Source organism: Mycobacterium simiae, from assembly GCF_010727605.1.
Lineage (GTDB): Bacteria > Actinomycetota > Actinomycetes > Mycobacteriales > Mycobacteriaceae > Mycobacterium > Mycobacterium simiae.
In genome coordinates this window covers 1,631,718-1,658,701 of sequence record NZ_AP022568.1, presented here as the reverse complement: position 1 = coordinate 1,658,701, position 26,984 = coordinate 1,631,718, and the positions used below count along the sequence as shown (strand labels likewise).

General features: G+C 67.8%; 27 protein-coding genes. 15 read left to right on the top strand and 12 right to left on the bottom strand.

Annotated features, from left to right (window positions below):
• Positions 1–13 precede the first annotated feature (13 nt).
• The 6 genes from rfbC to G6N33_RS07520 are packed head-to-tail and all read right to left on the bottom strand — an operon-like array spanning position 14 to position 6,685.
• Positions 14–625, bottom strand: a complete 612-nt coding sequence (gene rfbC / locus G6N33_RS07545) for a dTDP-4-dehydrorhamnose 3,5-epimerase (RefSeq protein WP_044509877.1) — start codon at positions 623–625, stop codon at positions 14–16.
• Between the two features lies 1 nt (position 626).
• On the bottom strand, positions 627–1,622 hold the full coding sequence (rfbB, locus tag G6N33_RS07540) for a dTDP-glucose 4,6-dehydratase (protein WP_044509878.1): 996 nt from the start codon (positions 1,620–1,622) through the stop codon (positions 627–629).
• 26 nt (positions 1,623–1,648) lie between these two features.
• Positions 1,649–2,515, bottom strand: a complete 867-nt coding sequence (locus G6N33_RS07535; RefSeq protein WP_044509879.1) for an LLM class F420-dependent oxidoreductase — start codon at positions 2,513–2,515, stop codon at positions 1,649–1,651.
• 22 nt (positions 2,516–2,537) lie between these two features.
• A complete protein-coding gene (locus tag G6N33_RS07530; RefSeq protein ID WP_044509880.1) occupies positions 2,538–3,413 on the bottom strand; it encodes an LLM class F420-dependent oxidoreductase in 876 nt (291 codons plus the stop codon).
• 58 nt (positions 3,414–3,471) lie between these two features.
• The gene (locus G6N33_RS07525; protein WP_044509881.1) at positions 3,472–4,992 is read right to left on the bottom strand and encodes an ATP-binding protein; all 1,521 of its coding nucleotides are present in this window, start codon (positions 4,990–4,992) and stop codon (positions 3,472–3,474) included.
• A 16-nt stretch (positions 4,993–5,008) separates the two neighbouring features.
• Positions 5,009–6,685, bottom strand: a complete 1,677-nt coding sequence (locus tag G6N33_RS07520; RefSeq protein ID WP_044509882.1) for an FAD-dependent oxidoreductase — start codon at positions 6,683–6,685, stop codon at positions 5,009–5,011.
• Between the two features lie 259 nt (positions 6,686–6,944).
• Between G6N33_RS07520 and infA the strand changes: the two genes are divergently transcribed.
• The 8 genes from infA to truA all read left to right on the top strand — a co-directional run bounded on the left by infA (position 6,945) and on the right by truA (position 11,626).
• Positions 6,945–7,166: a translation initiation factor IF-1 gene (gene infA / locus G6N33_RS07515; protein ID WP_003418601.1), complete on the top strand. Its 222-nt coding sequence runs from the start codon at positions 6,945–6,947 to the stop codon at positions 7,164–7,166.
• 33 nt (positions 7,167–7,199) lie between these two features.
• Positions 7,200–7,313 (top strand): 50S ribosomal protein L36, encoded by a 114-nt coding sequence (gene rpmJ, locus G6N33_RS07510; RefSeq protein ID WP_003879483.1) that lies wholly within the window; start codon positions 7,200–7,202, stop codon positions 7,311–7,313.
• A 188-nt stretch (positions 7,314–7,501) separates the two neighbouring features.
• Complete coding sequence (rpsM, locus tag G6N33_RS07505; RefSeq protein ID WP_007167900.1) at positions 7,502–7,876, top strand: 30S ribosomal protein S13; 375 nt, start codon at positions 7,502–7,504, stop codon at positions 7,874–7,876.
• Positions 7,877–7,882: 6 nt separating this feature from the next.
• A complete protein-coding gene (rpsK, locus tag G6N33_RS07500) occupies positions 7,883–8,302 on the top strand; it encodes a 30S ribosomal protein S11 (protein WP_044509883.1) in 420 nt (139 codons plus the stop codon).
• A gap of 10 nt (positions 8,303–8,312) precedes the next feature.
• Positions 8,313–8,918: a 30S ribosomal protein S4 gene (gene rpsD, locus G6N33_RS07495; protein WP_044509884.1), complete on the top strand. Its 606-nt coding sequence runs from the start codon at positions 8,313–8,315 to the stop codon at positions 8,916–8,918.
• Positions 8,919–9,056: 138 nt separating this feature from the next.
• Complete coding sequence (locus tag G6N33_RS07490; RefSeq protein WP_044509885.1) at positions 9,057–10,100, top strand: DNA-directed RNA polymerase subunit alpha; 1,044 nt, start codon at positions 9,057–9,059, stop codon at positions 10,098–10,100.
• A 73-nt stretch (positions 10,101–10,173) separates the two neighbouring features.
• On the top strand, positions 10,174–10,788 hold the full coding sequence (gene rplQ / locus G6N33_RS07485) for a 50S ribosomal protein L17 (RefSeq protein WP_163771491.1): 615 nt from the start codon (positions 10,174–10,176) through the stop codon (positions 10,786–10,788).
• Positions 10,724–11,626, top strand: coding sequence for a tRNA pseudouridine(38-40) synthase TruA (gene truA, locus G6N33_RS07480; protein WP_081662180.1), 903 nt, complete (start codon positions 10,724–10,726; stop codon positions 11,624–11,626). The genes rplQ and truA overlap by 65 nt, the downstream gene beginning before the upstream one ends.
• Positions 11,627–11,637: 11 nt before the next feature.
• On the opposite strand, the gene G6N33_RS07475 is transcribed toward truA, so the two are convergent.
• The 4 genes from G6N33_RS07475 to G6N33_RS07460 form a co-directional block, all read right to left on the bottom strand.
• Complete coding sequence (locus G6N33_RS07475) at positions 11,638–13,263, bottom strand: purine-cytosine permease family protein (protein ID WP_044509888.1); 1,626 nt, start codon at positions 13,261–13,263, stop codon at positions 11,638–11,640.
• Positions 13,264–13,339: 76 nt separating this feature from the next.
• Complete coding sequence (locus G6N33_RS07470; RefSeq protein WP_101528763.1) at positions 13,340–13,984, bottom strand: cutinase family protein; 645 nt, start codon at positions 13,982–13,984, stop codon at positions 13,340–13,342.
• 84 nt (positions 13,985–14,068) lie between these two features.
• Positions 14,069–14,731 (bottom strand): cutinase family protein, encoded by a 663-nt coding sequence (locus G6N33_RS07465; RefSeq protein ID WP_044509891.1) that lies wholly within the window; start codon positions 14,729–14,731, stop codon positions 14,069–14,071.
• A gap of 30 nt (positions 14,732–14,761) precedes the next feature.
• Positions 14,762–15,655 carry a cutinase family protein gene (locus G6N33_RS07460; protein WP_044509892.1) on the bottom strand — a complete coding sequence of 298 codons (894 nt, stop codon included), beginning with the start codon at positions 15,653–15,655 and terminating at the stop codon, positions 14,762–14,764.
• Positions 15,656–15,759: 104 nt separating this feature from the next.
• Between G6N33_RS07460 and eccB the strand changes: the two genes are divergently transcribed.
• Positions 15,760–17,157 carry a type VII secretion protein EccB gene (gene eccB / locus G6N33_RS07455; protein WP_101528762.1) on the top strand — a complete coding sequence of 466 codons (1,398 nt, stop codon included), beginning with the start codon at positions 15,760–15,762 and terminating at the stop codon, positions 17,155–17,157.
• Here the strand turns inward: eccB and mycP are convergent.
• Entirely contained in the window at positions 17,122–18,450 is a 1,329-nt protein-coding gene (gene mycP, locus G6N33_RS07450) for a type VII secretion-associated serine protease mycosin (RefSeq protein ID WP_044509893.1), read from the bottom strand. The genes eccB and mycP overlap by 36 nt on opposite strands.
• Entirely contained in the window at positions 18,441–19,799 is a 1,359-nt protein-coding gene (eccD, locus tag G6N33_RS07445; protein WP_101528761.1) for a type VII secretion integral membrane protein EccD, read from the bottom strand. The genes mycP and eccD overlap by 10 nt, the downstream gene beginning before the upstream one ends.
• Before the next feature lie 129 nt (positions 19,800–19,928).
• On the opposite strand from eccD, the gene G6N33_RS07440 reads away from it, so the two are divergent.
• The 6 genes from G6N33_RS07440 to rpsI all read left to right on the top strand — a co-directional run bounded on the left by G6N33_RS07440 (position 19,929) and on the right by rpsI (position 26,848).
• Positions 19,929–23,627 carry a type VII secretion protein EccC gene (locus G6N33_RS07440; protein ID WP_044509895.1) on the top strand — a complete coding sequence of 1,233 codons (3,699 nt, stop codon included), beginning with the start codon at positions 19,929–19,931 and terminating at the stop codon, positions 23,625–23,627.
• A gap of 92 nt (positions 23,628–23,719) precedes the next feature.
• Positions 23,720–24,919: a type VII secretion-associated protein gene (locus tag G6N33_RS07435; protein WP_408632767.1), complete on the top strand. Its 1,200-nt coding sequence runs from the start codon at positions 23,720–23,722 to the stop codon at positions 24,917–24,919.
• 122 nt (positions 24,920–25,041) lie between these two features.
• Entirely contained in the window at positions 25,042–25,320 is a 279-nt protein-coding gene (locus G6N33_RS07430; RefSeq protein WP_456299196.1) for a WXG100 family type VII secretion target, read from the top strand.
• Positions 25,321–25,331: 11 nt separating this feature from the next.
• A complete protein-coding gene (locus G6N33_RS07425) occupies positions 25,332–25,628 on the top strand; it encodes a WXG100 family type VII secretion target (RefSeq protein WP_044509898.1) in 297 nt (98 codons plus the stop codon).
• A gap of 240 nt (positions 25,629–25,868) precedes the next feature.
• On the top strand, positions 25,869–26,312 hold the full coding sequence (rplM, locus tag G6N33_RS07420; RefSeq protein WP_044509899.1) for a 50S ribosomal protein L13: 444 nt from the start codon (positions 25,869–25,871) through the stop codon (positions 26,310–26,312).
• Between the two features lie 65 nt (positions 26,313–26,377).
• Complete coding sequence (rpsI, locus tag G6N33_RS07415; protein ID WP_163771764.1) at positions 26,378–26,848, top strand: 30S ribosomal protein S9; 471 nt, start codon at positions 26,378–26,380, stop codon at positions 26,846–26,848.
• The last annotated feature ends 136 nt before the right edge of the window (positions 26,849–26,984 follow it).

Here is a 26,984-nt window from a genome sequence, read left to right as displayed (position 1 = left end):
CGGCCGCTGGTGGTCAGCCTTGGCCGCGGAGCTCCGCAACGAACTGCTGGGTCTCTTCCCAGCTCGGCAGCAGCCCGGCCGCGCGCACTTCGTCGAAACTCGGTGCGGCGGCGTCGCGGTCGGACAGGCTCGGCGCGGCACCGTCGACCAGCGGCCAGTCGATGCCCAAGGCCGGATCAGTTGCACAGATGGTGTGCTCGCGCCGCGGGTTGTATTCCGCCGAGCACAGGTACACGACCGTCGAGTTGTCCTGCAGCGCAAGAAAACCGTGCCCCAGGCCCTCGGAGAGGTAAATCGTGCGACGGTCCACGTCGTCGAGCAGGACCGAGTCCCACTGCCCGAACGTCGGCGACCCGACCCGGATGTCGACGACCACGTCGAACACCGCACCACGAACGCACGTCACGTACTTGGCCTGGCTGGGCGGCAGCTGGGCGAAGTGCAGACCCCGCAGCACCCCGGCCGCCGACACCGAGCAATTCGCCTGCTGCACATTCAGCGGGTGACCCGCGAAGTCGCGGAACCCGCGGTCGGTGAGCCATTCGAAGAACATGCCGCGGGCGTCGCCGTGAATCTTCGGTGTGATTTCCCAGGCGCCAGGAACTTTGAGTTCGCGAACTTGCACGTCACTGACCCCGTTGTTGGTAGCGCTCTTCGGCGGCGTCTTTTAATGGGCGCCACCAGGATTCGTTGGCCCGATACCAGTCGATGGTTTCGCTCAGTCCCTCTTCGAAATCGGTGTGCTTTGGCGCCCAATGCAATTCGTCGTACAGCAGCGACGGGTCGATCGCGTAGCGCAGGTCGTGGCCGACGCGGTCGGTGACGTGGTCGAAGTCGTCGGGATCGCGTCCCATCAGGGCAAGCAGGGTGCGCAGCACGGTCAGGTTGTCGCGTTCGCCCTCGGCGGAGATCAGGTAGGTCTGGCCGATCTGGCCCTTATCCAGGATCTGCCAGACCGCGCTGTTGTGGTCGTCGACGTGGATCCAGTCGCGGACGTTGGCGCCGGTGCCGTACAGCTTGCACCGCCGGCCGGTGAGCACGTTGGTGATCTGACGCGGGATGAACTTCTCGATGTGCTGATACGGCCCGTAATTGTTGGAGCAATTGGACAGGGTCGCGCGCACCCCGTACGACCGCACCCAGGCCCGGACCAGCATGTCGGCCGCGGCCTTGGTCGCCGAGTAGGGGCTCGACGGGTTGTAGGGCGTGGACTCGGTGAACCGTTGTGGGTCGTCGAGCTCCAGGTCGCCGTAGACCTCGTCGGTGGAGATGTGGTGCAGCCGCACGCGATGGTGGCGCACCGCCTCGAGGATGGTGTAGGTCCCGACCACATTCGTGTGCAGGAACGGCTCGGGATCGTCCAGCGCGTTGTCGACGTGGCTCTCGGCGGCGAAGTGCACGACGGCGTCGGACTCGGCGACCAGCCGGGACACCAGCTCGGCGTTGGTGATGTCGCCCTCGACCAGCGTGATGGCGGTGTCGACGTCGGCCAGCGATTCCCGCCGCCCCGCGTAGGTCAGCGCGTCGAGCACCGTAACGGAAACGTCGGGACGTTCACGTACGGTGCTGTGCACGAAGTTCGCGCCGATGAAACCGGCGCCACCGGTGACCAGCAGCCGCATGGTCAAACCCTAACCGAGGGCCTCGGTCAGCCGGCGGGGGTTAGCCCCAGTGGCCCGGCCAGTTCGCTCAGGGCTGGCAACAACGTCTTCTCGTCACGGCCGCCCAGCACCTGGATCGCCACATGATCGGCGCCGGCCTCGAGGTGCTCGTTGAGGCGTTTGACGATCTGCTCGGGCGTGCCGTAGGCGACCACCGCGTCGATCAGCTTGTCGCTGCCCGGCTTGCGCACGTCGTTCTCGGTGAACCCCAGCCGCAGCCAGTTGTTGACGTAGTTGCTCAGGCCCAGATAGAACTCGACGACCTCACGCCCGGCGGCGCGCGCCTCGTCGCGGTCGGTGGTCAGCACCACCTTGTGCTCCGGCGCCAAGAACACCGAGTTGCCGAGCTGCTCACGCGCCTTGGCGGTGTGCTCCGGCGTGGTCAGGTAGGGATGCGCCCCGGCGCTACGCTCGGCCGAGAGCTGCAACACCTTGGGGCCGAGTGCGGCCAGCACCCGCCGGCTGGTCGGTACCAGCGCCTCGTCGAGGACATCCAGGTAACCGGTCAGCGCGGCGTACGGCTTGAGGTATTCCTGCGTGTGCTCGGGATGGCCGACGCCGATACCGAGCAAAAACCTTCCCGGATGCGCAGTTTCGATGCGGTGAAAGGATTCGGCGACCGGTGCCGCCGGGGCGCTCCAGATGTTGACGATCCCGGTGGCCAGCTGCAGCGTGCTCGAGCGCGCCAGGGCCGGTTCCACCCACGCCAGCTCGGCATCCGGTGATCCGCCCACCCAGGCGGCGCCGTATCCCAGCGCTTCGATCCCGGCAGCGAGTTCGGGCGTGATCGAGCGGGTAGCCAGCCAGGCTCCGTATCGCCCCAGGTCGGGCTTGTGCGTTGCCGCGTCGTTCATCGGGGTTCCCCTCCGCAGTTGGTCACGAACCGTTCAGTCCAAGTGGGCCCGCCAGCGCGGCCAGGGCCGAGATCAGGTTTTCATCTTTGGTGAGGACCTGCACGGGCACATGATCGGCACCCGCGGCGAGGTGCTCTTTGAGCCGCGCCGCGATCGCCTCGGGCGTCCCGTAGGCCACCACCGCGTCAATCAGACGGTCAGAACCCGGCGCGACGACTTCGTCGTCGCCGAAACCCGACCGTTTCCAACTGTTGCGGTAGTTGGCCAGCTTGAAGTACATATCCAACGCTTGGCGTCCGATGGCGCGTGCCTGGTCGGCTCCCTCTTTGTCCGGGGTGGTCAGCACGGCCTTGTGCTCGGGCGCCAAAAACGCGCCGTCGCCGAGCAGCTGGCGCGCCTGGGCGGTGTGCTCGGGGGTGGTCAGGTACGGATGAGCGCCCGCACTGCGCTGCGCCGAAAGTTGCAGCACCCGTGGGCCCAGCGCCGCCACCACCCGGCGATGGGTCGGCACACCGTACTCGTCGAGCCGGTCCAGATAGTCGACCAGCGCGTCGAAGGGCTTGCGGTACTCGCTGATCATTTCGCGGTGACCGACGCCGATGCCCAGCAGGAAGCGCCCCGGATAGGCCTTGTCGATGCGGTGGAACGACTCTGAGACGGCCCCGGCCTCCGCGGTCCAGATGTTCACGATGCCGGTGGCCACCTGCAAGGTACTGGTCGCTTCCAGGATGGGCTCGACCCACGTCAGTTCGGCGGGCGGCGAGCCACCCACCCAGACTGCTCCGTAGCCGAGCGCCTCGATTTCTTTGGCTTGGTGCGGCGTCACCCCACGGCCGAAAACTCCGAACGGGCCGAGGTCGGGTTTGGCTGCGGGCGCGCTGGCATGAGTGTCGGTCATGACGTCTCCAACCCCGCCGGGCGGGGAGGCTATTCCACCTAGGCCGGGCGGCCCCGATTCATTCGGGATCGGCCCCGTCCAAACCGTCGTCCAGCTCGTCGTCCGGGGCGACATCGGCGACGGGCGGTGCCTCAAGCGGCAGCATCACGATGAATCGCGTGTCGCCGGGCACGGATTCCACCCGCAAATCCCCGCGGTGTTTTTTCACGACGATGTTGAACGCGAGGTCCAGCCCCAGTCCGGTGCCCTCGCCGAACGGTTTGGTGGTGAAGAACGGCTCGAAGATCTGTTCCCGGATCTCCGGGGGGATTCCGGGTCCGGTGTCGCAGATCTCGACCCTGGCCATGTTCTCGTTGAAGCGGCAGGTGCGCACCGTCAGTGTGCCGCCGGTATCGCGCATGGCTGCGAGTGCGTTGTCGATGATGTTCGTCCACACCTGGTTGAGATCGGCTGGATAGCAAGGGATTTCCGGAAGCGATTTGTCGAAGTCCTTGACCAGGGTGATGGCCTTGTCGCCGCCGCTGCCGTCCTTGGACAACCGGTCGGCGAACATCACCAGTGTGCTGTAGAGCAGGTCGTGCACATTGGCCACCTGGAACGGGGCCCGATCCATCTGCGAATACTGCTTGGCATCGGCGACCAGCGCCGAAATCCGTTTGCTGGCTTCCAGGATCTGGTTCATCAGCAATTCGCTTTCGATGGTGTAGTTGATCCATCCAATGGCCTGGTCCAGTGAGGTCGACGCGAGTTGCTCGGTGACCGCCGAAATCCGTTCCAGCGCATCGGTATCGATGCCGCCCTCGACGAAAGTCGGCGCAATGTCCCACCCGCCCTCGATGCCGTGGTCCTCCAGCCAGTCGGCGACCGCATCCTCACGGTCCGAGGTCTCCAGCGCGCTCAAATGCTGCCCTGCGGACTTGGCGACCTGTTCGGCAACCCGCTCCTGCAACCGCACCAAGGCGCTGAGCGCCTCGGGGCTCACCGTTCCATCGGCCAGCATTGCCAGTTTGTGCCGCATGTTGGCCACGCGTTCGCGTAGATCCGAGGCGGCCCGCGAGATCGCAGCGGCGGGGTTGTTGAGCTGGTGAGTCAGCCCCGCCGATAGCCGGCCCAGCGCCAGCAGCTTCTCCCGGTTGTCGATGATGCGGCGGGTGCGGTCAGTGCCGACCGCAATCCCGTCGAGCAGGTGTACCGCCATCGGGAATTGGTCCTTCATGAACTGCGCGAACACCGGCGCGTCCATGACGAAGAACCGCGACGGCTTGGTCACGTGGACCGACGCGTCGTAGGTCTTTTGCTCCCCGCCGGTGAACGCGCGCCAGGCGCCGCAGTACACCCCGCGCTGCGAGGTGCGGTTGGTTTCGATGTCCTGGCCGCCGGAGAGCTTGGACATGGTCAGCTCGCCCTCGAGCAGCACGTAGAAACAGGTCGCCGGTTCCCCTTCGACACAGATGGGTCCCGGCTGATAGTCCTGGATGTGCCCGGCGGCGCACAGCACCGCGAGCTGGTCGTCGGTGAGGGCCTCGAACAGAAACAGGCTGCGCAGTTCGTCGGGCTCACACGGGGTGGTGATGGTCATGCGGTGCGGCCCCCTTCTACGACTCAGCCAGGTAGCGGTGGACGAGCATCACCGCCATCGATCCCTCACCGACGGCGGCCGCCACCCGTTTCGCGGATGCGGCGCGGACGTCGCCGGTGGCGAACACACCCGGCACGCTGGTCTCCAGGTGGTGCGGCGGGCGGTCCAGCGTCCAGCCGCACACGTTGCGCAGATCGGGCCCGGTGAGGATGAAACCGTGGTCGTCGCGGGCGAGCACCCCGTCCAGCCAGTCGGTGCGCGGCGCGGCCCCGATGAAGATGAACATCCGGCCGCAGGTGACCTCCTCGGTCACCTCGGTGCGGTTGTTGACCAGCGTCAGCTTTTCCAGGTGGCCGTCGCCGCTGGCGCGCTTGACTTCGGTGCAGGTCAGCACGTTGATCTTGGGGTTGGCCTCGATCTGCTGGATCAGGTAGTAGGACATCGAGGCCTCCAGCGACGGGGCGCGGACGACGATGTTGACCGATTTTGCGGTCCGCGACAAATACATCGCGGCCTGACCGGCCGAGTTGGCGCCGCCGATCACGTACACCTCTTCGCCTTCGCAGTCCGGGGCGACGGAGACGGCGGCGCCGTAATAGACGCCGCAGCCGGTCAGCTCGGTGCAGCCGTCGGCGGCCAGCTGACGGTAGGAGACCCCGGTGGCCAGGATGACCGCGTGCGCGTCGACCGAGCCGCCGTCGGCGAAGCGAACGGTGCGTTTGGCTCCGTTCACCTCGAGCGCGACCGCAGTGCGGGCGGTAATCAGTTCGGCGCCGAACTTCTCGGCCTGCCGCCGCGCGCGCTCGGCCAGCTGCCCGCCCGACACCCCGTCCGGGAAGCCCAGATAGTTCTCGATCCGTGAGCTCTGCCCCGCCTGACCGCCCGTCGCGGTGCGTTCGATGAGCACGGTGCGGAGTCCCTCGGAGGCGCCGTACACCGCGGCGGCCAGACCCGCGGGCCCACCGCCGATCACGATCAGGTCGTAAAACTCCTGCGAGGGCGTGGTGGTCAGGCCCAGCTTGTCGGCCAGTTCGGCGTCGGTCGGTTCCACCAGCGGGTCGCCGCGTTCGGTGACGACGACGGGCAGCCGGCGGCTGTCCGTGCCGGCGGCGTTGAGCAACCGTTCGCCGTCGGGTTCGTCAGCCATGTACCAGGAATAGTGCAGCCCGTTGCGGGCCAGGAAGTCGCGAACCTCCCAGGACCGCGCCGACCACCGATGTCCGATCACCTTGGTGTGCGGGACCGGGTGTTCCGGTGCCGCCCGCCACGCCTCCAGCAGTGCGTCGACGACGGGGTAGAGCTTTTCCTCCGGCGGATCCCACGGCTTGAGCAGGTAGTGATCGAGGTCGACCACGTTGATCGCGTCGATCGCGGCGTGTGTGTCGGCGTAGGCGGTCAGCAGGATCCGCCGCGCCAGCGGGTAGAGGTCCATGGCCTGCTCGAGAAATTCGATGCCGGTCATCTGCGGCATCCGGTAGTCGGCGATCAGCGTCGCGACCGTCTCGCCGCGCAGCTTGAGTTGCTTGAGGACGTCGAGCGCTTCTTGACCCGATTCCGCGCGGACGATCCGGTGCTCCTCGCCGTATTTGCGGCGCAAATCGCGGGCGACCGCTCGGGAGACCGAGGGATCGTCGTCGACGGTCAATATCACGGGTTTGCGCGACAGTGCGGCGCCATCCAGGGGACTTGTCATCGCGCTTCAGTATGCGCTTGCCCGGCGTAGTGTGAAGAGTCGAGATGGCCGCTGTTCAGGGCCGTGATCGCGGATTTTGGTGATGCCGTCAAAACGGGTACCATGGACCGACGGTGCGCCATCCGCGCCGGCTTTTTTGTGTGACCGTTCCCGAGGAATTTCCTGTCACCGGCTCACGTTTGGAAAGTCGGTGTGAATGCTGCGCCGTTGTTGGCGCAGACGAGAACGAAACCAAAAGACGAGGATTTGACGAGTAGTTATGGCCAAGAAGGATGGCGCCATCGAGGTCGAGGGCCGCGTGGTCGAGCCTCTGCCCAATGCGATGTTCCGCATTGAGCTGGAGAACGGTCACAAGGTGCTTGCCCACATCAGCGGCAAGATGCGGCAGCACTACATCCGCATCCTGCCCGAGGACCGGGTGGTCGTGGAGCTTTCGCCCTATGACCTGTCCCGGGGCCGCATTGTGTACCGGTACAAATGACCAATCAACAGACGAGAACAGGATCGAAAAGCCGTGAAGGTCAACCCCAGCGTGAAGCCGATTTGCGACAAGTGCAGGGTGATCCGTCGGCACGGGCGGGTCATGGTGATCTGCTCCGATCCGCGCCACAAGCAGCGTCAGGGCTAGCCCCATTGGCGCCACGGACGTGGCTGCCACAACTTAGTCACAACTGAATTAGTCACAACTGAATGCAGACCTCCCAGCACCACTGAGCGGATACGCCGTTCATCCACGCCCGGACGGAGGCCGGGCCCCGACTGATCGGGAACGGGCTGGGAACAGACCTCCGCTTAGAAAAAGAGGAAACGCCACCTATGGCTCGACTAGTAGGCGTCGATCTGCCGCGGGACAAGCGGATGGAGATCGCGCTGACCTATATCTTCGGCGTCGGCCGGACTCGTTCGAACGAGATTCTGGCAGCGACCGGGATCGACAAGGACCTGCGCACCAGGGACCTGACCGACGACCAGCTGACCCATCTGCGCGACTACATCGAGGCCAACCTCAAGGTCGAGGGTGACCTGCGCCGCGAGGTACAGGCAGACATCCGTCGCAAGATCGAGATCGGCTGCTACCAGGGTCTGCGGCACCGCCGCGGACTGCCGGTGCGTGGCCAGCGCACCAAGACCAATGCGCGCACCCGCAAGGGTCCCAAGCGCACCATCGCCGGCAAGAAGAAGGCCAGGTAATCGCCCATGCCACCAGCCAAGAAGGCAGCCGCGTCGGGCCCCAAGAAGGGGCAGAAGACTCGCAAGCGGGAAAAGAAGAACATCCCGCACGGCGCCGCGCACATCAAGAGCACGTTCAACAACACGATCGTGAGCATCACCGACCCGCAGGGCAACGTCATCGCCTGGGCGTCGTCGGGCCACGTCGGCTTCAAGGGCTCCCGCAAATCGACTCCGTTCGCCGCGCAGCTGGCCGCCGAGAACGCCGCCCGCAAGGCACAGGAGCACGGCGTGCGCAAGGTCGACGTGTTCGTGAAGGGCCCGGGCTCGGGCCGGGAGACCGCGATCCGCTCGCTGCAGGCCGCGGGCCTGGAGGTCGGCGCGATCTCCGACGTCACCCCGCAGCCGCACAACGGCTGCCGGCCGCCGAAGCGCAGAAGGGTCTAGGAGGAGAACCATGGCTCGTTACACCGGACCCATCACCCGCAAGTCGCGCCGGCTGCGCACCGACCTGGTCGGCGGCGACCAGGCGTTCGAGAAGCGCCCCTACCCGCCCGGCCAGCACGGTCGCGCCCGCATCAAGGAAAGCGAATACCTGCTGCAGTTGCAGGAGAAGCAGAAGGCCCGCTTCACCTACGGCGTGATGGAAAAGCAGTTCCGCCGCTACTACGAGGAGGCCGTGCGACAGCCCGGCAAGACCGGTGAGGAGCTGCTGCGCATCCTGGAGAGCCGGCTGGACAACGTCGTGTACCGCGCCGGACTGGCGCGGACCCGCCGGATGGCGCGCCAGCTGGTCACGCACGGGCACTTCACCGTCAACGGCGTGCGCGTCGACGTCCCGAGCTACCGGGTCTCGCAGTACGACATCATCGACGTGCGCGACAACTCGCTGAACACCGTGCCGTTCCAGATCGCGCGCGAGACCGCGGGCGATCGCCCGGTTCCCAGCTGGCTGCAGGTAGTGGGGGAGCGGCAGCGCATCCTGATCCACCAGCTTCCCGAGCGCGCCCAGATCGACGTCCCGCTCACCGAGCAGTTGATCGTCGAGTACTACTCGAAGTAACAGACTTCCGGTGCGGCGGCCGCCGCCACCGGAAACCCTTGCGGCGATCGCAAGCTCGGCCAAGCCGGGCGAAGCGGGTCGACGCGAGAACCAAACGGCATCAAATAGCGGGTGCCGAGAAGGAGAAGAAGAAACACCATGCTGATCTCTCAGCGACCCACACTGTCCGAGGAACTCCTCACCGACAGCCGGTCCCAGTTCGTCATCGAGCCACTGGAGCCGGGATTTGGTTACACCCTGGGCAATTCGCTGCGGCGCACGTTGCTGTCCTCGATCCCCGGCGCGGCCGTCACCAGCATTCGCATCGACGGCGTACTGCACGAGTTCACCACCGTGCCCGGCGTCAAGGAGGATGTCACCGACATCATCCTGAACCTCAAGGGCCTGGTCGTGTCCTCCGAGGAGGACGAGCCGGTGACCATGTACCTGCGCAAGCAGGGTCCGGGTGAGGTCACCGCAGGTGACATCGTGCCGCCCGCGGGGGTCACCGTGCACAACCCGGCCATGCACATCGCGACGCTGAACGACAAGGGCAAGCTCGAGGTCGAGCTCGTCGTCGAGCGCGGCCGCGGCTACGTGCCGGCCGTGCAGAACCGGGCGTCCGGTGCCGAAATCGGCCGTATTCCAGTCGATTCCATCTACTCGCCGGTGCTCAAGGTGACCTACAAGGTGGACGCGACCCGTGTCGAGCAGCGCACCGACTTCGACAAGCTGATCCTGGACGTCGAGACCAAGAGCTCGATCACCCCGCGCGACGCCCTGGCGTCGGCCGGTAAGACCTTGGTCGAATTGTTCGGCTTGGCGCGCGAACTCAACGTCGAGGCCGAAGGTATCGAGATCGGGCCGTCGCCGGCCGAGGCCGACCACATCGCGTCGTTCGCGCTGCCCATCGACGATCTGGACCTGACCGTGCGGTCCTACAACTGCCTCAAGCGCGAGGGTGTGCACACCGTCGGCGAGCTGGTCAGCCGCACCGAATCCGACCTGCTCGACATCCGCAACTTCGGGCAGAAGTCCATCGACGAGGTCAAGGTCAAGCTGCACCAGCTGGGCCTGTCCCTCAAGGACAGCCCGCCGAGCTTCGACCCGTCGGAGGTCGCGGGCTACGACGTCGCCACCGGCACCTGGTCCACCGAGGCTGCCTACGACGACCAGGACTACGCCGAAACCGAACAGCTCTAACCGGGCAATTCAATACGAGTCCGTCCCGGTCCTACCTGATACGGGGGCCGGCCCCACTTAGGAGATAGTCGCAATGCCCAAGCCCACCAAGGGACCTCGCCTCGGCGGGTCGTCGTCGCACCAGAAGGCGCTGCTGGCCAACCTGGCCACGTCGCTGTTCGAGCACGGCCGGATCAAGACGACCGAGCCGAAGGCGAGGGCATTGCGGCCCTACGCAGAGAAGCTGATCACCCACGCCAAAAAGGGCACGCTGCACAACCGTCGCGAGGTCATGAAGAAGATCCGCGACAAGGAGGTCGTGCACACCCTTTTCGCGGAGATCGGGCCGTTCTTCGCCGATCGCGACGGGGGCTACACCCGCATCATCAAGGTCGAGCCGCGCAAGGGCGACAACGCCCCGATGGCGGTGATCGAGCTGGTGCAGGAAAAGACCGTGACGTCGGAGGCGGACCGGGCGCGCCGGGTCAAGGCTTCGAAGACGGCGCCCGCGGCCGAGGCGCCGGTGGCGGCCGCTGCAGCGCCGCAGGCCGCGGTCGAGCCGGCGGCGGCCGAGGGGCCGACGGCCGAGGAAGCCGCGACCGCCGAAACGCCGGAACCTGCCGCCGAGGCCGCGGAACAGGCCGATGAGCCCGAGGCGCAAGCCGCCGACAAGGCCGCCGACGAGGGTGACGAGTCCACCGACAAGTAGCGAAGACGTCCGTCTCCGGCTCGACATCGCCTACGACGGAACCGATTTCGCGGGCTGGGCAACGCAGGCCGGGCAGCGCACTGTCGCCGGTGTGATCGACGAGGCGCTGACGACGGTGTTCCGCACGCCGGTCAAGTTGTGGGCGGCCGGGCGCACCGATACCGGAGTACATGCCACTGGTCAGGTGGCCCATGTCGATGTGCCCGCCGCTGCCCTGCCGAACGCCTACCCCCGATCGCCGCGGCCCGGCGATCCGGAATTCCTGCCGCTGCTGCGTCGCCTCGGTCGCTTCCTGCCCACCGATGTCCGGGTGCTGCAAATCCGCCGCGCCCCGGCGGGTTTCGACGCCCGATTTTCGGCACTGCGGCGCCACTACGAGTACCGGTTGTCGACCGCGCCCTACGGTGTCGAGCCGCATCGAGCGCGCTACCTCACCGCCTGGCCGCGGGAACTCGACGTCGACGCGATGGGCGCCGCGGCGCAGCAGCTCGTCGGATTGCACGACTTCGCGGCCTTCTGCCGGCATCGGCCCGGTGCCACCACTATTCGGGATTTACAGCGGCTGGAGTGGTCCCGGGATGGGCATCTGATCACCGCGCACGTCACCGCCGACGCGTTCTGCTGGCAGATGGTGCGCTCGCTGGTCGGGGCGCTGCTGGCCGTCGGCGAACATCGCCGCACCGGACAGTGGTGTCGTGAATTGCTCGACGCGCCAGCACGATCCAGCGATTTCGCAGCCGCCCCGGCGCAAGGCCTGACATTGGTGGGCGTCGACTATCCGCCCGACGACGAGCTGGCGTCGCGCATTCTGATCACCCGCGACCTGCGCACCCGCTAGCGCCGGCCGGCTCAGTCCAGCAGGTGTTCGGAGCGTTTGTCGGTGGACGCGCACAGCGAACAGACGTAGGCGCCGTGGTTAGGGCAGGCCAGCATGTCGGGGCGCTCGAACGTGTGATTGCAGACGTGACAAGCCAATTCGTCGGCGGCGGGGTTGCCGTGCTCGTCGTAGATGGGCAGGTCGATGCCGTCGTGGGTGCGCCGCAGGTAGTACTTGCCCCGTGTCGCGATAGCCAGCACCGGCGGCATCACCAGCGCGACGACGATGGCCACCAGCGGCGAGTAGGGCCGCAGCGGCTCGCCCAGGCCGCCGAAGAACGCCAGGATCGACAGGCCCGCGGCCAACAGCATCGAGCCGAAGCCGACCGGGTTGATCGCGTACAGCATGCCGCGGCGGAATTCCGGCGCCTTGGGCGAGAGCCCCAGCAGGTACTTGTTGAACACAATGTCGGACGCCACCGACACCACCCAAGCCATACCGCAGTTAGCGTAGAAACCCAGAATGGTGTTGAGGAAGTCAAACATGTTGGCTTCCATCAGGATCAGCGCAATCGTCAGGTTGACGCCGAGGAAGACGACGCGGCCGGGGTAGGTCTTGGTCACGCGAGTGAACGAGTTCGTCCAGGCCAGCGAACCCGAATAGGCGTTAGTCACATTGATTTTCACCTGGCTGAGCACCACCAGGGTCACGGCCAGCGTCAGCGCCAGCCAGTCCGGCATGAAATTGGTGTAGATCTCCTTGAATTGGTGCACCGGCTGATTGGCGATCGACAGCGAACCGGCCAGGTGAAAGATCAAGTACACGGCCAAAAAAAGCCCGACGATCTGTTTGATCGCGCCGAACAGCACCCAGCCGGGGCCGGCCAACAGCACCCAGGTCCACCAGCTGCGGGAGTTCTGCGGGGTGCGGGGCGGCATGAACCGCAGATAGTCGATCTGCTCGGCGATCTGCGCGATCAGCGACAGGCACACCCCCGCAGCCATCAGCGCCGGACCCGCCTGCACGCCGCCGCGGCCCTGCCTGCCGGTGTAGGAGAAGAACTCGCCGACCGATTCGGGATGGCTGGTCACCAGATAGATGAACGGCGCGACCATCAGCAGCAGCCACAACGGCGTGGTCCAAAGTTGAAGCTGGGAAAGCACTTTCATGCCGTAGATCACCAGCGGAAAGATGACCAGCGTGGAGCACGCATACCCGAGCCACAGCGGGATGTGCAGGCCCAGCTGCAGACCCTGCGCCATGATCGAACCCTCGAGCGCGAAGAAGATGAAGGTGAACGTCGCAAAGATCACGTTGGTCACCACGGAGCCGTAGTAGCCGAAGCCGCTGCCGCGGGTGATCAGATCCAGGTCGATGTTGTAGCGCGCGGCGTAGTAGGCCACCGGCAGACCGGTCGCGACGATGACCGCGGCGAAGATCCCGATGCCGCACAGCGCGTTGGCGGTTCCGTAGCTGATGCCGAGGTTGGCACCGATTGCAAAGTCGGCCAGATACGCGATGCCGCCGAGTGCGGAGATCCCCACCACCGCGGTGGACCATCGCCGGTAACTACGGGGCGCAAAGCGCAGGGTGTAATCTTCGAGCGTTTCCCGGGCGGCCGGCGATTTGTCGACGTCGGTCCCGACGGCAGTCGTCACTTATAAAGTGTCCGGTGGCGCCCAGACCACCGCCACTCGGGGAACCTGGGAATTGGCTGTGCGCGAGTGACTTCCGCTACAGCTTGCTGGCCGCGAAGGCGGCGGCCTGATCCACCAGCCCGGAGTCGATGTAGGACGGCTGCAGATGCGAAGCCCACACCGCCTTGCCGGTGCCCGAACAGATCGGGTCGCCGGGCGCGCACTCCTCGATCGTCTTACCGGCGAAGGCGGGGCTGAAGCCGGGGACCGGGCCAAGCACACGCTGGGTGCCGTTGCCGAACAGTGCCACCGCCGCGACGTGTTGGTCCACGCCGGGCGGCAGCGGGTTCTTGAACCCGAAGGACGGCTGTGTGACCGCGACTACCAGGTCGGCGGCCACGGCTCCCAGCGAGTAGCCGCCCAGCACCTCACGGGTGTTCGGACAATGCTTGGCCATGTACTGGACGTGGGCGCTCATGTCGTTGGCGCCCTTGGCCGGATCGACGTCGGCGGGGTAGTTGACTCCGTACACGCCCAGCGGCAGCTGCGTCTTGCTGCGCAGCGAGTTCGCGAAGGCGTCGCCGACCAGCCCGGCGCCGGGCGGTTCCTCGCGGCCGCGGGCGAACACCACCTCGGCGCCCGGACATGCCGGTGCCGCGGAGGCCGCCGGAATCGAAACAACCCCGGGACCGATCATCATCAGCGCCGCGAGCAATGTCTTACCGAACGGACTAACCCCCATGAGCTGATGGTACGCATTCTTCCGCGGAATTAGTGAACGGCCGTGATCACTCCGCGATGCCAGTGTGACCGCACGGTTGCCTGGCTAAATTTTGCCGGCGACGAAATGTGCTGCCTGATTGGTCAATCCGGGCACGTAGCTCAGGTGGGCCTGCCAGGAGTTGCCGGCCGAGCAGATCGGGTCGCCGCGGTTGCACAGGTCGATGATCTTGCCGCCGAATCCCGGGCTGATCGCACTCATCAGTCCGCCGGCGCGTCCCGACGGGTTTCCGAACAGGGCGACCGCGGCGACGTGGTCGGCGGCCGTCGCCGGCAGCGGCTGACGGAAGCCGAGCGCGGATATCGGTGCGGCGGTGACGATGTCGACGACGGCGGCGCCCTGAGAATAGCCGCCGAGTACCAGCTTGGTGCCGGGGCAGTCGCCGGCCATGTGCTGGAGGTGGGCGCTGGCGTCGTTCGCTCCGTCGGCGGCGGCCAAGAAGTCGTCGTTGGCGGGATAGTTGACCCCGTACGCCCCCACGCTGCGCCGTGTCTGGCGGCGCAACGCGTCGATGAAGGCCCCGCCGACCTTCCCCACACCGGGCGGCTCATTGGTGCCGCGGGCAAACACCACTTCGACGCCCGGGCAGGCCGCCACGGCGCGCGGAATCGCCGGAACCCCGAACAGCATTGCGGCCGCCGCGAGCAATGCAGCAGCCGCGAAAAGGGAAATGTTATGTGCCCGTGATCTTTTCACGGCAAGGCTCATGCCGCGATGGTACGGGCTATCGTCGGCGTGTTAGTGAACCGCGGCAACCACGTCGGTCTGCGGTGCGCTGGGGCCGGGGACCGACGGCGCGGGCGAGGGCGGGACGTAGCTCGGCGTTAGCGGGCCCGGCGACTGCGGATTCGGCAGCACGGGGCCCGGCGCCTGGCCGGGAGTCGGCGCTTGGCCGGGCGCTGTCGGCCCGTAACCGGGGGCCTGCGGTCCGCTGCCCGGCAGCGACGGTCCGTAGCCGGGCACCGACTGGCCGGTGCCGAGCAGCCGGGCGGCGACGAACGCGGCGGCCTGCGTGGTGTAGACGGGTACGTAACCCTCGGTGTGGCCGCTCCACTCGTTGCCGGGACCGGCGTGGCAGATCGGATCGTTGGGGTTGCACAGGTCGATGGCCTTGGAGCCGAGCAGCGCGCTCTGGCTGGGCAGCGTGCCGCCGGCACGGTCGGCCACGTCACCGAAAGTGGCGACGGCAGCGATGTTGTTGGCGTACTGCGCGGGCAGGCTGTTGCCCCAGGTGATGCCGCCGATCGGGACACCGGCCACAATGTCCATCACCGACGCGCCTTGGGAGTAGCCGCCCAGCACGATCTTGGTGTTCGGGCACGTCTCCACGCTCTTCTTCACGCGGTCGATGGTGTCGTTGGCGCCGTCCCCGCCATGCAGCTGCAACTTGCTGGCGGCGTAGTTCACGCCGTAAGGCAGGATGTTCAGCCCGGTCTGCTGGCGCAGCGAGTCGACGAAGGCGTCACCGACGCGGCCCAGGCCGGGCGGCTCGTTGGTGCCCCGGGCAAAGATGACCTCGACGTCGGGACAGTCGAAGGCGTGTGCGACCGGGGACGCACTCGGCGTGGCGAGTAGGCCCGCGGCCATGACCAGTGCGGCTGCGCCGCCAGCCACGGTGCGGGGAAAATTCATCCGCCAATGCTACCCAAATTGTGACCTGATCAAACCTGCGCGGCTGTGGATAACCGGCGGCGGGCCCGTCGTCCGGCGCTTTAGCGTGGCGAACGAGGGAGGTCATGACCCAGCAGCCGACAACCTGGGCGCACATCAGCGGTTATCGCTTTCTGCTGCGCCGCCTCGAACGCGCGCTGCTGCGCGGGCAGACGGGCGCCTCCGGCGAACCGCTGCGGTCAGGTACGGCTCCGCTCACGATCGGCGGTGTTCTCGCGCTCATCACGGCAGCCGGTTTTGCATTGCTGGGTGTACTGCAGCCCGAACCGCGGCTCGATCACGCCCGCATTGTCATGGGTAACCACACCGGAGCGCTGTACGTGCGAGTCGGCGACAGCTGGCACCCGGTGCTCAATCTGGCCTCTGCGCGGTTGATCGCCCAAACCGACGCCGACCCGCTGCCGGTGCGCGACGCCGCGATGCGACGCACCAAACGTGGCCCACTGTTAGGGATTCCGGGCGCGCCCGCGTCTCTTGGCGCGCCGCTGTCGGTCGACGACGCCGACTGGGCGATCTGCGACACGGGCGGGGTTACGACGGTCGTGGTCGGGGCGAGCGGGAATACCGCGGCCCGACGCCTGGCCCGGGATCAGGCCGTGCTGGTCAGCGCCGGCACGGGCCCGCCCGCCTACCTGCTCTACAACGGGCAGCGGGCGGTGGTGGACCTCGCGGATACCGCGGTGGTGCGCGCATTGCGGCTGGAGGGGCAGGTGCCGATCGCCGTGTCGCAGGCCTTGTTGAACGCGGTGCCGGAGGTTCCGCCGATCACCATGCCCCACGTTCGGAATGCGGGCAGCCGGGCGGCGAGTCCGTCCGGTTTCCCGGTCGGCAGTGTGTTGCGTCTCACCCGCGGTGACGGTGACGAGTTTTACGCGGTGCTGGACACCGGGGTGCAGCGGATCGGCCAAGTCGCCGCGGATCTGCTGCGTTTCGGCGACTCGCGGGGCAGCGCGCAGATCGCCCGGGTGACGCCGGACGCGCTCCGTGGTGCGCAGATCGTGGACACGCTGCCGGTGGCGACATTCCCCGACCGTGCGCCTCAGTCCGTCGACGCCGGCCTGGGCGGCACCGGCCTCGCCGTGTGCGTGCGGACCCGCCGCACATCGGGCGACTCATCGGGCGAGGTGGTATTCGTCATTGGCCGCGGTGTGCCACTGCCGCCCGGGCAGGCGCCGGTGACGCTCGCGCAAGCCGACGGCACGGGTCCGGCCCTCGACGGCGTCTACCTGCCGCCCGGCCGGACCGCCTACGTCCGCGGCGGCAGCGCCCCGGGGACGCGATACCTCGTCACCGACACGGGCGTGCGGTTCCCAGTCCCTGACGACGACGCGGCACACGATCTCGGTCTGCCGGCACAGCCTGTGGCGGTGCCCTGGCCGATGCTCGCGGTGCTGCCCTGCGGCCCGGAACTGAGCAGGGCGAACGCATCAGTCGCCCGTGACGTGCTCACGGCTCCCCGGTGAGCGACGCCGGCGTTTGGCTGCCCCGAAGAACAGCACGCACAAGGCAGCGATCACGCATAAGGCCGTGCCACGCAGCGCGGTGTCCCGGGACCGCGGATCGGTCGGCCTCGATCCGGTCCGGGGCGGCGCGGCGCCCGGTGCCTGGGCCGGCGCTGGTTTCACGATGTTGCCGGGCGAGCCCGAATCGGAGCTCACGGCCGCGAGGATGTCGACGGCGCCGTTGCCCACCACCGGATTCCAGCCCGTGGGCGGGTGACGTGCGGTCGTTTCGATGCGCTGCATCACCTGCCGTGCCGTCAAGGCCGGAAACCGGGCCCGGATCAGCGCGGCCAGCCCACTGACAACCGGAGCGGCATAACTGGTTCCCGACAGCGGAGCCGACGTCAGCGAAGTGACCCCCTCGCCGACCGCGGCGACATCCACCCACGGGCCCGCCAGGCTGAAGGCCGACGGTGTTCCGTCCGCGCTCACCGACCCGACGGTCAGCACGTAATCGTCGTACCAAGCCGGACTCACCGCGACGGAGCTGGTTTCCCAGTTCGCATCCGGCCGCTGCGGCGGACACTGCCCGGTGCCGCCGGTATTTCCCGCTGCGGCCACGACAACGGCATTTTTGACGTCGACGGCGTACGCCAGCGCAGCGCCCAGGGCCCGGTCGTCAAGCGCGGACGTTGCCGGCACGCACGCCACCGACGAAATGTTGATCACCGAGGCGCCGAGGTCGGCGGCGGTGCGGACGGCGCTCGCCATGGTATTGACGTCGCCCATCCCAACGTGGGACGCATCGTTGGCCGGGGCGAATTTCGCGCTGGACTGCCGGATGCTGATCAGTGTGACGTCGGGTGCTAGGCCGCTGAAGGCATCCACCCTGGAAACGTCTGTCGCGGCAATGATTCCGGCGACCAGAGTTCCGTGTGCGTCGCAATCCTGGGTGCCGTCACCGGTGAACACGTAGTCGCCACCGGGCACCACATCGGGCAGCCGGGGATGTCGCGACACACCGGTGTCGATGACCGCGACGCGTTGGCCCGCCCCGCGGCTGAGCTGCCAGACGCGGGGCAGCTCCAGATCCGCGCGTTGCGTCGGGGGCGGGCCCGGCGCACCGGCCAGCATCGCGCAGACCTCGCGCTGCACCGTCGGCCGCGGCGGCACGGGCCGGGCCGGCTTGGGCAACATCCGGTCGTCGATTCCCGGTGGCGAAACCGCGTGCGCGGAAGGCATTCCCACGGGCCAGCACACGGCGAGCGCGAATGCCGACACGAGCCGCACGACGACCGAGGTGGTCAGCCCCATCGCAGCTGCAAGCCGCGCGCGGTGTCGTAGCATCCGCAGATCCAGCAGGCCAACGGCACCGTCCCGATCAGGACCACACACTCGAACAACTCGACGGCCTTTCGCGCCAGGGGCGACATCGGGCGGTGCGGTGCGACGAACCCGAGATAGCACGCCGCGGCCACTAACAACGCCGTCGCCGCGACTAGCCACGGACCGTGCCCAGATAGCCGAATCATCGTGCACGCGAATGTCGTTGAGATCGTTACCGTCGCACTGACCGCGCAGACCAAAGAGCTCCCGCCGCTGGCGGAATCGGCGCGCAGCAGCAGGAGCACGCCAGCCGCGGTGGCCAATGCGAGGCAGTCAAGCCGTGGCGCGCCGGCCAGCACGGTGACCACGGCGCCGAGCGCCGTAGCCGCCGAGAATGCGGCCCGCAGGCTAGCCAACCACCCGTCGGCGCGCCTCACCGCCAATCTCAATTCGGTGTCCGCAGTCGGCGGGCGGTGCGGTGACAAACCGGCTAAGGCGATCGCGGCACGGCCCGAGGTGGCAAGCAGGCCCAGCGATACCGCCGTAGCCGCGGCGCCGACCGCATGTGTAGGGGCGCCCGTGACCACACCGCCCAACGCCGCGGCGGCAACCACGGCCGAAAAACACGACACCGCGGTCAACGTGACGACGGCACCCGCGACGACGCGCATCGTCAGGACCGCCGCGACCATGCCCGCCGTCGCCGCCAACAGCACGTTGGGGACGCCCGGGGCGCCGGGCACGCCGAGAAGCCCGGCGGTCGCGGCCAACGCGATCCCGATCAGGCTCAGCGTGAGTCCGGCCATCGCATCCCGGTTGGCGCGCTGCGCAATCACCGCGGCGGCGACGGCGATGACGGCGACCAGTGCCGTACTCACCGCGGTCATGCCGTGGAAGCCGAAGGCGTTGCCGTTCAGTGTGTTTGCCACGAGTAGCAGGATCCCCGTTCCGGTGAGTCCGCCGGCGCAGATTGCCACGGTGAGCCGCATCCTCGGCGACGGCGCCGATTTCCCGTTGCACCGCAGCTCTGCCACCGCATCGGCGACGTCGTGGTAACGCACCATGGGTGGCGGCGGCTCAGATGTGGTCAGTACCAAGACATCTCCATCACGGACCCCGTTCTGCAGCAAAGTTTTCGACGGGTCCAGCGCCGCTGCGCCGGGCACGGCCAGCCGGTCGCGTCGGCCGGGGAGCTCGTTGATGCCCTGGGCAGTGAGGATGTCGACGATGGGCGGGACCAGGGCGGCAATCGGCATCGCGGAAGGCAGCGCGACATCCACCACGGCGCTCCCGGCGTGCACGGAAACGCGGCGCAGTCCCGGATCGGATACAGACATCGTCAGCCTTTCCAGTTTCGGATGACGGGAGACTAGCGCGAATCCGGTTTACGTGATTTCGGTTGTGCACAGGTGAATTGCGCGCCATGTGGGTGCTGCCTACGGTCGTCGCGCAGTGGGAGGCCAGCGATGACTCAGGATTTCGTGCCGGCGGTGCGGCAACCGCCGCCGGTTTCGACCGACGACGTCGTCATCGCCGCGCCGCCGGAGCTGTCTAGCCTGCCCACTCGCAGGCTGCTCCTGCGAGTGGTGCCGGTCGGCATGTCCGTCGTGGCGCTCGCGGTCATGGCGGTGAGCTTCTTCTCCGGCTCGACCGTCGCCCACAACCCCGCGTATTTGGTCTTCCCATTGATGATGCTGGTGTCGATGGTGCTGACGGCGATCACGCAAGGCGGCCACGGGCCGGGGCGCCAGCTGGACGCGGCCCGCCACGATTATCTAGAATACCTGCGTGCGCTGCGCGCCACGGTGGCCGAAACCGCTGCGGCGCAACGGGAATCACTGCAATGGAGCCATCCGGGTCCCGCCACGCTATGGACGTTGGTCGGCGGCCCGCGAACGTGGGCGAGGCGGGCGGGAGACGCCGATTTCGCGGTGGTTCGCGTCGGCGTCGGCCCGCGTCCGCTTTCGACGCGGTTGGTAGGCCCCGAGATGCAACCGGGGGGACGGGCGGATCCGGTGACTGTCGCGGCCGCGCACCGCTTCGTGGACACCTACGCGACACTCGCGCAGGCGCCCGTCACCGTGGACTTGACCGCGATCAGGGATCTGACCGTCGCCGGCGATCCGGCCGAAGCCCGCGGATTACTGCGCGCGATGCTGTGTCAGTTGGCGGTGCTGCACCCACCGGACCAACTCTGGATCGTCGGTGTGGTCTGGCCGGGCAACCGGGAGTACTGGGATTGGTTGAAGTGGTTGCCCCACAATGCGCACCCGGGCGCGCACGATGCGGTCGGTGCGCTCCGCATGGTCTACCGGAGCCCAGCCGCGGCGCACGGCGCGCTGGCCCAGGCTGCGCCGCCGGTACGCATAGTGATGATCTACGACGCCATCTACGACGACGAGCAAATCGTCGAATGCCCTGGCGTTGCGGCGTTCCCGACTACCACCGTCATTCAACTCAGACCGGGTCGCGCCGGCTCGCCCGTGACGATCGAGCACAACGGCGTGCCCATCACGGTGTCGGCACCCGACCGGATGGACCCGCTCGACGCGGTGATATGCGCTCGGCGGCTGGCCGGATTCCGGCTTGACGCCGCGGCTTTGCCGACCGCGCGGGCCGGCTGGCCGGACCTGGCCGGCATCGACGACATTGCTCGATTCGACCCACGCGCGCTGTGGGACCGGCAGGACCGAGGCGACAGGCTGCGCGCACCGCTGGGATACACGCTCGACGGAGCGGCCCTCGAGCTGGACATCAAGGAGGCCGCCGAGCACGGCATGGGGCCGCACGGCCTTTGCGTGGGTGCCACCGGGTCCGGGAAGTCGGAGCTGCTGCGTACGGTCGCGCTCGGCATGATGGCCCGCAATCCACCGTCGGTACTCAACCTGTTGCTGGTCGACTTCAAGGGCGGCGCCACATTTCTCGACCTGGCATCGGCACCGCATGTCGCCGCGGTCATCACCAATCTCTCGCAGGACGCACCGCTGGTCGCCCGGATGCGCGATGCACTGGGTGGGGAGATCAACCGTCGACAACAGCTGCTACGCACGGCGGGCTGTGCCAGTGTGGCGGCATACGAGCAGGCCCGCCACACCGGCTCCGGCCGGCCTGCGTTGCCGGCGCTGTTCATCATCGTCGACGAGTTCTCCGAATTATTGAGCCAGCAACCGGATTTCGCCGACACATTCGTCGCGATCGGCCGACTCGGCCGGTCGTTGGGCATGCATCTATTGCTGGCCAGCCAGCGCCTCGATGAGGGCCGGCTGCGGGGATTGGAGGCTCACCTCTCCTACCGCGTGTGCCTGAAGACCCTGTCGGCCAGCGAGTCCCGAATCGTGCTGGGCACCACCGATGCGTACCAGTTGCCGAACACGCCCGGGGTGGGACTGTTGCGGGTGGGAAGCGGTGAGCTGATTGGCTTCCACACCGCATTCGTGTCGGGACCGGCGCAACCGGGCCCGCCTCCGCTGGTCGCCTCCCGTGCTGGGCCGGCATCGGTGCGGGTGTTCACCACGGAAGCGGTTGGTCCGGTGGCGGGGGTCGGCGAACCGGAGGCGGTGCTGCCCAGCGTGCTGCGCGGGGTACTGGACCGGCTGGCCGGGCACGGGCCGTCCGCCCACCAAGTCTGGCTCCCGCCACTGGGTTCGGCGCCGCCGCTGGACGGCCTGCTGCGCGACGCGGGTGGGTTGCGAGTGTCCATCGGAATCATTGACCGGCCGTTCGACCAATGCCGAACACCGCTGACGGTGGACCTGTCCGGCGCCGGGGGCAATGCCGCGATCGTCGGCGCGCCGCGATCCGGCAAATCAACGGCGATGCGGACCCTGATCACGGCGCTGGCCGCCAGCCACGACCCGGGCCAGGTGCAGTTCTATTGCCTGGACTTCGGCGGTGGCGCGCTGACGGTGTTGCGCAGCCTGCCGCACGTGGGCGCCGTCGCCGGCCGGGCCGAAACCCAGCTCGCCGTGCGCATGATCGCCGAACTCGAATCCATCGTGCGCAGCCGCGCGGCGTCGCAACTCGCCTGCGCTGCCCGCGGCCAGATTCGAGTCGGCCATATCTTTCTGGTGGTCGACGGCTGGGCGGGCCTGCGTCATGACTTACCGGCCCTCGAAGAGCCCATCATTGCCCTTGCCGGTCAAGGACTCTCGTTCGGTGTGCACGTGCTGCTCTCGGCGCTGCGCTGGGCAGAGATCAGGCCGGCGCTGAAAGATCAGCTCGGCACCCGCATCGAATTGCGGCTCGGCGATCCCGCTGATTCGGAGATCGATCGCAGGCGTGCACACGAGGTGCCTCGCGACCGACCGGGTCGGGGTCTGTCCCAGGACGGGCTGCACATGGTCATCTCCCCGCCGATCGAGGCAAGCGTGTTTGCGTCCCGTGCGGACGGTCTGGCGGCGCCGTCCATACCGCTGCTGCCCACCCACGTCGACCAAGACGAGGTCCTGCGGCGCGCGGACGCGGCGGCCGTGGCCCAGATCCTGCTCGGTGTCGAAGAGCGTCAGCTGCGTCCGATCGCAGTCGACCTCGAGCGGAATTCGCACCTCGTGATCCTCGGGGAGAACGAATGCGGAAAGACCGCGACATTGCGGACCGTGTGCCGCGAGATCGTTCGGACCGCGACGCCGGAACGGGCGCGGCTGTGCATCGTCGACTATCGGCGCAGCCTGCTCGGCGTGGTCGAGTCGGAACATCTCGACGGCTACGCCATGTCACCGGCGGCGCTGCGGGCACTGCTTCCCGGCTTGCTCGACACATTGCAGCGGCGGATGCCGCCGGAAAAGGTCAGCCCGGCACAGCTGCGGGCGCGATCTTGGTGGTCGGGGCCGGATGTCTACCTCGTGATCGACGACTACGACCTGGTCGCCGCACCGACCGGGAACCCGCTGCTCGACCTGCTCGAATACCTGCCACACGCAAGGGATCTCGGCTTACATGTGATCGTGGCACGGCGCAGCGGGGGTGCGGCACGCGGATTGTTCGAGCCGCTCTTGGCGGGCCTGATCGAATTCGGTTGCGTCGGACTGATGATGAGCGCCGGTCCCGACGACGGCACCCTGTTGGGATCGAGTCGACCGGTGCGGCTGCCCGCCGGGCGGGCCGTGCTGGTTGCTCGCGGCGGCGACGAAGCGGTACTGCAAGTGGGCTGGACGCCGACGCCATGAGCGGGCACCGCACCGTGATCGCGACAGGACCGGGGTCGATCCGTCGATTATGTTGCGCCACAACGACAACCGCGGACTATGGCCACATTGCGTTGACTGCGATCGACGACCGGACGGCGTTGGTGCGAGGACGCGCGGTCCGCGTCGATGACCTGTGGCGTTCTACGCTGCGTTCGCTGCGCTGCGGGGACATCGGGGGGCAAGTGCTTTACCCGTCGTGGTGGCCGTCGGCGCGCATCGATGTGGTGGCGGCGGCCGCGGCGGTCCTGGGCGACGACGTCGAGCTGCGTCCGCGATCGTGGCTACTCGAGCGGGCATCGAGTGCGCGGGCAGCGGTGCTGGTGGAGATCGCCGAGCAGTTGGTGGCCATCACGTTCGGCGCCGTCGTCGCCGTACCGCGCATCGGAGCGCGCGGCGCAGTTGCGGACGAGATCGTACGACGAATCGACGAAATAGGTTCCGTCGCAGCGACAATCCTGATCGATGTGCCCAGTGCGGTGTCCGGTGCGGCGACGCTCGCGGCAATGATCGGCGACCGAGTGCGCCAACACGGCGGCACGCCGGTCGAAATCGACGACGCCGGAATGGCACGGCTGGCGTCGGCGGCGGGCCGCAGGACTCCGGCCGAGTCGCCCCACCCGCCTGCCACCACCGGCACCGGCGCCGGGACCGGCGCTGAGACCGGCCCTGAGACCGGCACTGAGACCGGCACTGAGACCGGCACTGGGACCGGCACTGGGACCGGCACCGTGCGACAGCGGGTTCGGCTGCTGGGCTGGCTGTCCGCCGCGGTGGTGTTGCTGGCGGCGGCCGTGCCGGCGATGACGACCCTCGGGCACCGCGGCGTGGTCACCGAGGATGCGGCGACGGCCGTCCTGGTGGAGGGCCGGGTGGCGGTGAGCGTGCCCGCGGACTGGCTGGTGCAGCGCGTGGTCGCGGGTCCGGGCTCGGCGCGGGTGCAGGTCAGCTCCCCGTCGGACCTTGAAGTGGCGTTGCACATCACTCAGTCGGCGATCGCCGACGCCGCGCTCAGCGCCACCGCCGAGCAGCTGCGGCGTGCGATCGACGCGGAGCCGGCCGGGGTGTTCGTGGACTTCAACCCCGCCGGGATCAGCGCCGGGCGACCCGCGGTCCTGTACCGAGAAGTGCGCGCCAGCCATCACGTGCGGTGGACGGTGCTGGTCGATGGCCCGCTGCGGATCAGCATCGGCTGCCAGAGCAGGCCCGGCGCCGAGTGGGCCGTCGGGCCGGCGTGTGAGCAGGCGGTGCGCACCGCGCACACCCTCGGATGAGGTGGAGCGAAAAATCGTGGGAACCGACCGGCGGCGGGTGGAGTCGTACTGGGTGTCAGCAGAAAGGGGAGAAGGTGGCTACACCGCTGGGCACCAACGCGCTGAGCGCCGACTTTGATTTGATGCGCTCCGTCGCAAGCACGACCGACGCTCGCAATGAGGAGATCCGGGCGATGTTGCAGGCCTTCATCGGCCGGATGAACAGCGTGCCCCCGTCGGTGTGGGGCGGTCTTGCCGCGGCGCGGTTCAAAGAAGTGGTGGATCGCTGGAACGCGGAGTCGCTGCGGCTCTACCGGGTGCTGCACACGATCGCCGAGACGATACGGCACAACGAGGCCGTGCTACAGGAGGCCGGTCAGCAGCATGCCCAGCAGATTGCCGCAGCCGGCGGGAACTTGTGAGGAGCGCTTCGGTGGATCCCGTGCTTGCGTACAACTTCGGCGAAATCGAGCACTCGGTGCGCCAGGAGATTCACACCACGTCAGCGCGCTTCAACGCCGCGCTGGACGAGCTGAGGTCACAGATCGCCCCGCTGCAACAGCTATGGACCCGCGAAGCGGCGGCGGCCTACCAGGCCGAACAGCTGCAATGGCACCAGGCGGCCACCGCGTTGAACGAGATCCTGGCCGACCTGGGCAACGCGGTGCGCGACGGCGCACAAGAGGTGGCCAGCGCCGACCGCAGGGCGGCCGGCCTCTGGGCCAGGTAGCCCAACCATGAGCAACTGTGTGGTCCCGGCGGAAAGGAGAGCTGTCGGGACCACACAGTGATTTTGACCTGCGGGGACGCGGGTCGGTAAGCTGCTCCGTTGGCGTGCGGTACGCCGGGGACTCGGGTCAACGTCGGTCGCCGAGACCAAACCCCAACCGTGTACGTCTGACCGGCACCCGGCTCGAACCGGGATCCGACCCCGAGCTGAAGGGCTCGCAAAGAGAAAGTGGTAAGCGCTGTGCCCACCTACGCGCCCAAGGCGGGTGACACCACGCGGTCGTGGTACGTCATCGACGCCACGGACGTAGTGCTTGGCCGTCTTGCCGTCGCGGCAGCCACCCTGCTGCGCGGTAAGCACAAGCCGACGTTCGCCCCCAATGTCGACGGCGGCGACTACGTCATCGTCATTAACGCCGACAAGGTCGCCCTGTCCGGCGACAAACTGCAGAGCAAGCTGGCCTACAGCCACTCGGGGTATCCCGGCGGTCTGCGCAAGCGCACGATCGGTGAGCTGCTGGAAAAGCACCCCACCCGCGTAGTCGAGAACGCGATCGTCGGCATGCTCCCGCACAACAAGCTCAGCCGCCAGATCCAGCGCAAACTCCACGTCTACGCCGGCCCGCAGCACCCGCACGCGGCGCAGCAGCCGGTTCCGTACGAGATCAAGCAGGTGGCCCAGTGACCGAACCCAACTTGGAAAGCGTTGAGGAAACCAGCGCGGACGCGACCGAGGTGACCGCCGAGGCCGTGACCGACGAGACCCCGGCCGAGCCCCCCGCTCAGGCTTCGGCGGAGGCCCCGGCGGCGCAGCCCAGCGCCCCGATCCTGCTCGATCGGCCCATCCAGACCGTCGGCCGCCGTAAGGAGGCCGTGGTGCGGGTGCGCCTGGTGCCCGGCACCGGCAAGTTCAACCTCAACGGCCGCAGCCTGGAGGACTACTTCCCGAACAAGGTGCACCAGCAGCTGATCAAGGCCCCGCTGGTGACCGTCGACCGAGCCGAGACCTTCGACGTTTACGCGCTGCTGCACGGCGGCGGCCCGTCGGGTCAGGCCGGGGCGCTGCGGCTAGGCATCGCCCGGGCGCTGATCCTGGCCCAGCCCGAGGACCGGCCCCCGCTGAAGAAGGCCGGCTTCCTCACCCGTGACCCGCGTGCCACCGAGCGCAAGAAGTACGGCCTGAAGAAGGCCCGCAAGGCACCGCAGTACAGCAAGCGCTGATCCGCGATCACCTTCTGGCCGCGACCGCGCATCGCCCGCGCGTCTTTCTCCGCCACCTTCGGCGTGTCGTCGCGCAAACATGCGCGGTTGCGGTCACAAAGGTAGATGCACTTTGTGCGCGTGACGTCACTGTGAG

Coding starts and splice junctions, on each gene's coding strand:
- rpsK (WP_044509883.1), top strand. CDS start 7,883: ATGCCACCAGCCAAGAAGGCAGCCGCGTCGGGCCCCAAGAAGGGGCAG.
- rpsM (WP_007167900.1), top strand. CDS start 7,502: ATGGCTCGACTAGTAGGCGTCGATCTGCCGCGGGACAAGCGGATGGAG.
- G6N33_RS07430 (WP_456299196.1), top strand. CDS start 25,042: ATGCGCTCCGTCGCAAGCACGACCGACGCTCGCAATGAGGAGATCCGG.
- truA (WP_081662180.1), top strand. CDS start 10,724: ATGAGCCCGAGGCGCAAGCCGCCGACAAGGCCGCCGACGAGGGTGACG.
- G6N33_RS07440 (WP_044509895.1), top strand. CDS start 19,929: ATGACTCAGGATTTCGTGCCGGCGGTGCGGCAACCGCCGCCGGTTTCG.
- G6N33_RS07520 (WP_044509882.1), bottom strand. CDS start 6,685: ATGACAAGTCCCCTGGATGGCGCCGCACTGTCGCGCAAACCCGTGATA.
- G6N33_RS07530 (WP_044509880.1), bottom strand. CDS start 3,413: ATGACCGACACTCATGCCAGCGCGCCCGCAGCCAAACCCGACCTCGGC.
- G6N33_RS07465 (WP_044509891.1), bottom strand. CDS start 14,731: ATGAGCCTTGCCGTGAAAAGATCACGGGCACATAACATTTCCCTTTTC.
- infA (WP_003418601.1), top strand. CDS start 6,945: ATGGCCAAGAAGGATGGCGCCATCGAGGTCGAGGGCCGCGTGGTCGAG.
- G6N33_RS07470 (WP_101528763.1), bottom strand. CDS start 13,984: ATGGGGGTTAGTCCGTTCGGTAAGACATTGCTCGCGGCGCTGATGATG.
- G6N33_RS07460 (WP_044509892.1), bottom strand. CDS start 15,655: ATGAATTTTCCCCGCACCGTGGCTGGCGGCGCAGCCGCACTGGTCATG.
- eccD (WP_101528761.1), bottom strand. CDS start 19,799: ATGTCTGTATCCGATCCGGGACTGCGCCGCGTTTCCGTGCACGCCGGG.
- G6N33_RS07490 (WP_044509885.1), top strand. CDS start 9,057: ATGCTGATCTCTCAGCGACCCACACTGTCCGAGGAACTCCTCACCGAC.
- mycP (WP_044509893.1), bottom strand. CDS start 18,450: ATGGGGCTGACCACCTCGGTCGTCGTGCGGCTCGTGTCGGCATTCGCG.
- eccB (WP_101528762.1), top strand. CDS start 15,760: ATGACCCAGCAGCCGACAACCTGGGCGCACATCAGCGGTTATCGCTTT.
- rfbB (WP_044509878.1), bottom strand. CDS start 1,622: ATGCGGCTGCTGGTCACCGGTGGCGCCGGTTTCATCGGCGCGAACTTC.
- G6N33_RS07525 (WP_044509881.1), bottom strand. CDS start 4,992: ATGACCATCACCACCCCGTGTGAGCCCGACGAACTGCGCAGCCTGTTT.
- G6N33_RS07535 (WP_044509879.1), bottom strand. CDS start 2,515: ATGAACGACGCGGCAACGCACAAGCCCGACCTGGGGCGATACGGAGCC.
- rplQ (WP_163771491.1), top strand. CDS start 10,174: ATGCCCAAGCCCACCAAGGGACCTCGCCTCGGCGGGTCGTCGTCGCAC.
- rpsD (WP_044509884.1), top strand. CDS start 8,313: ATGGCTCGTTACACCGGACCCATCACCCGCAAGTCGCGCCGGCTGCGC.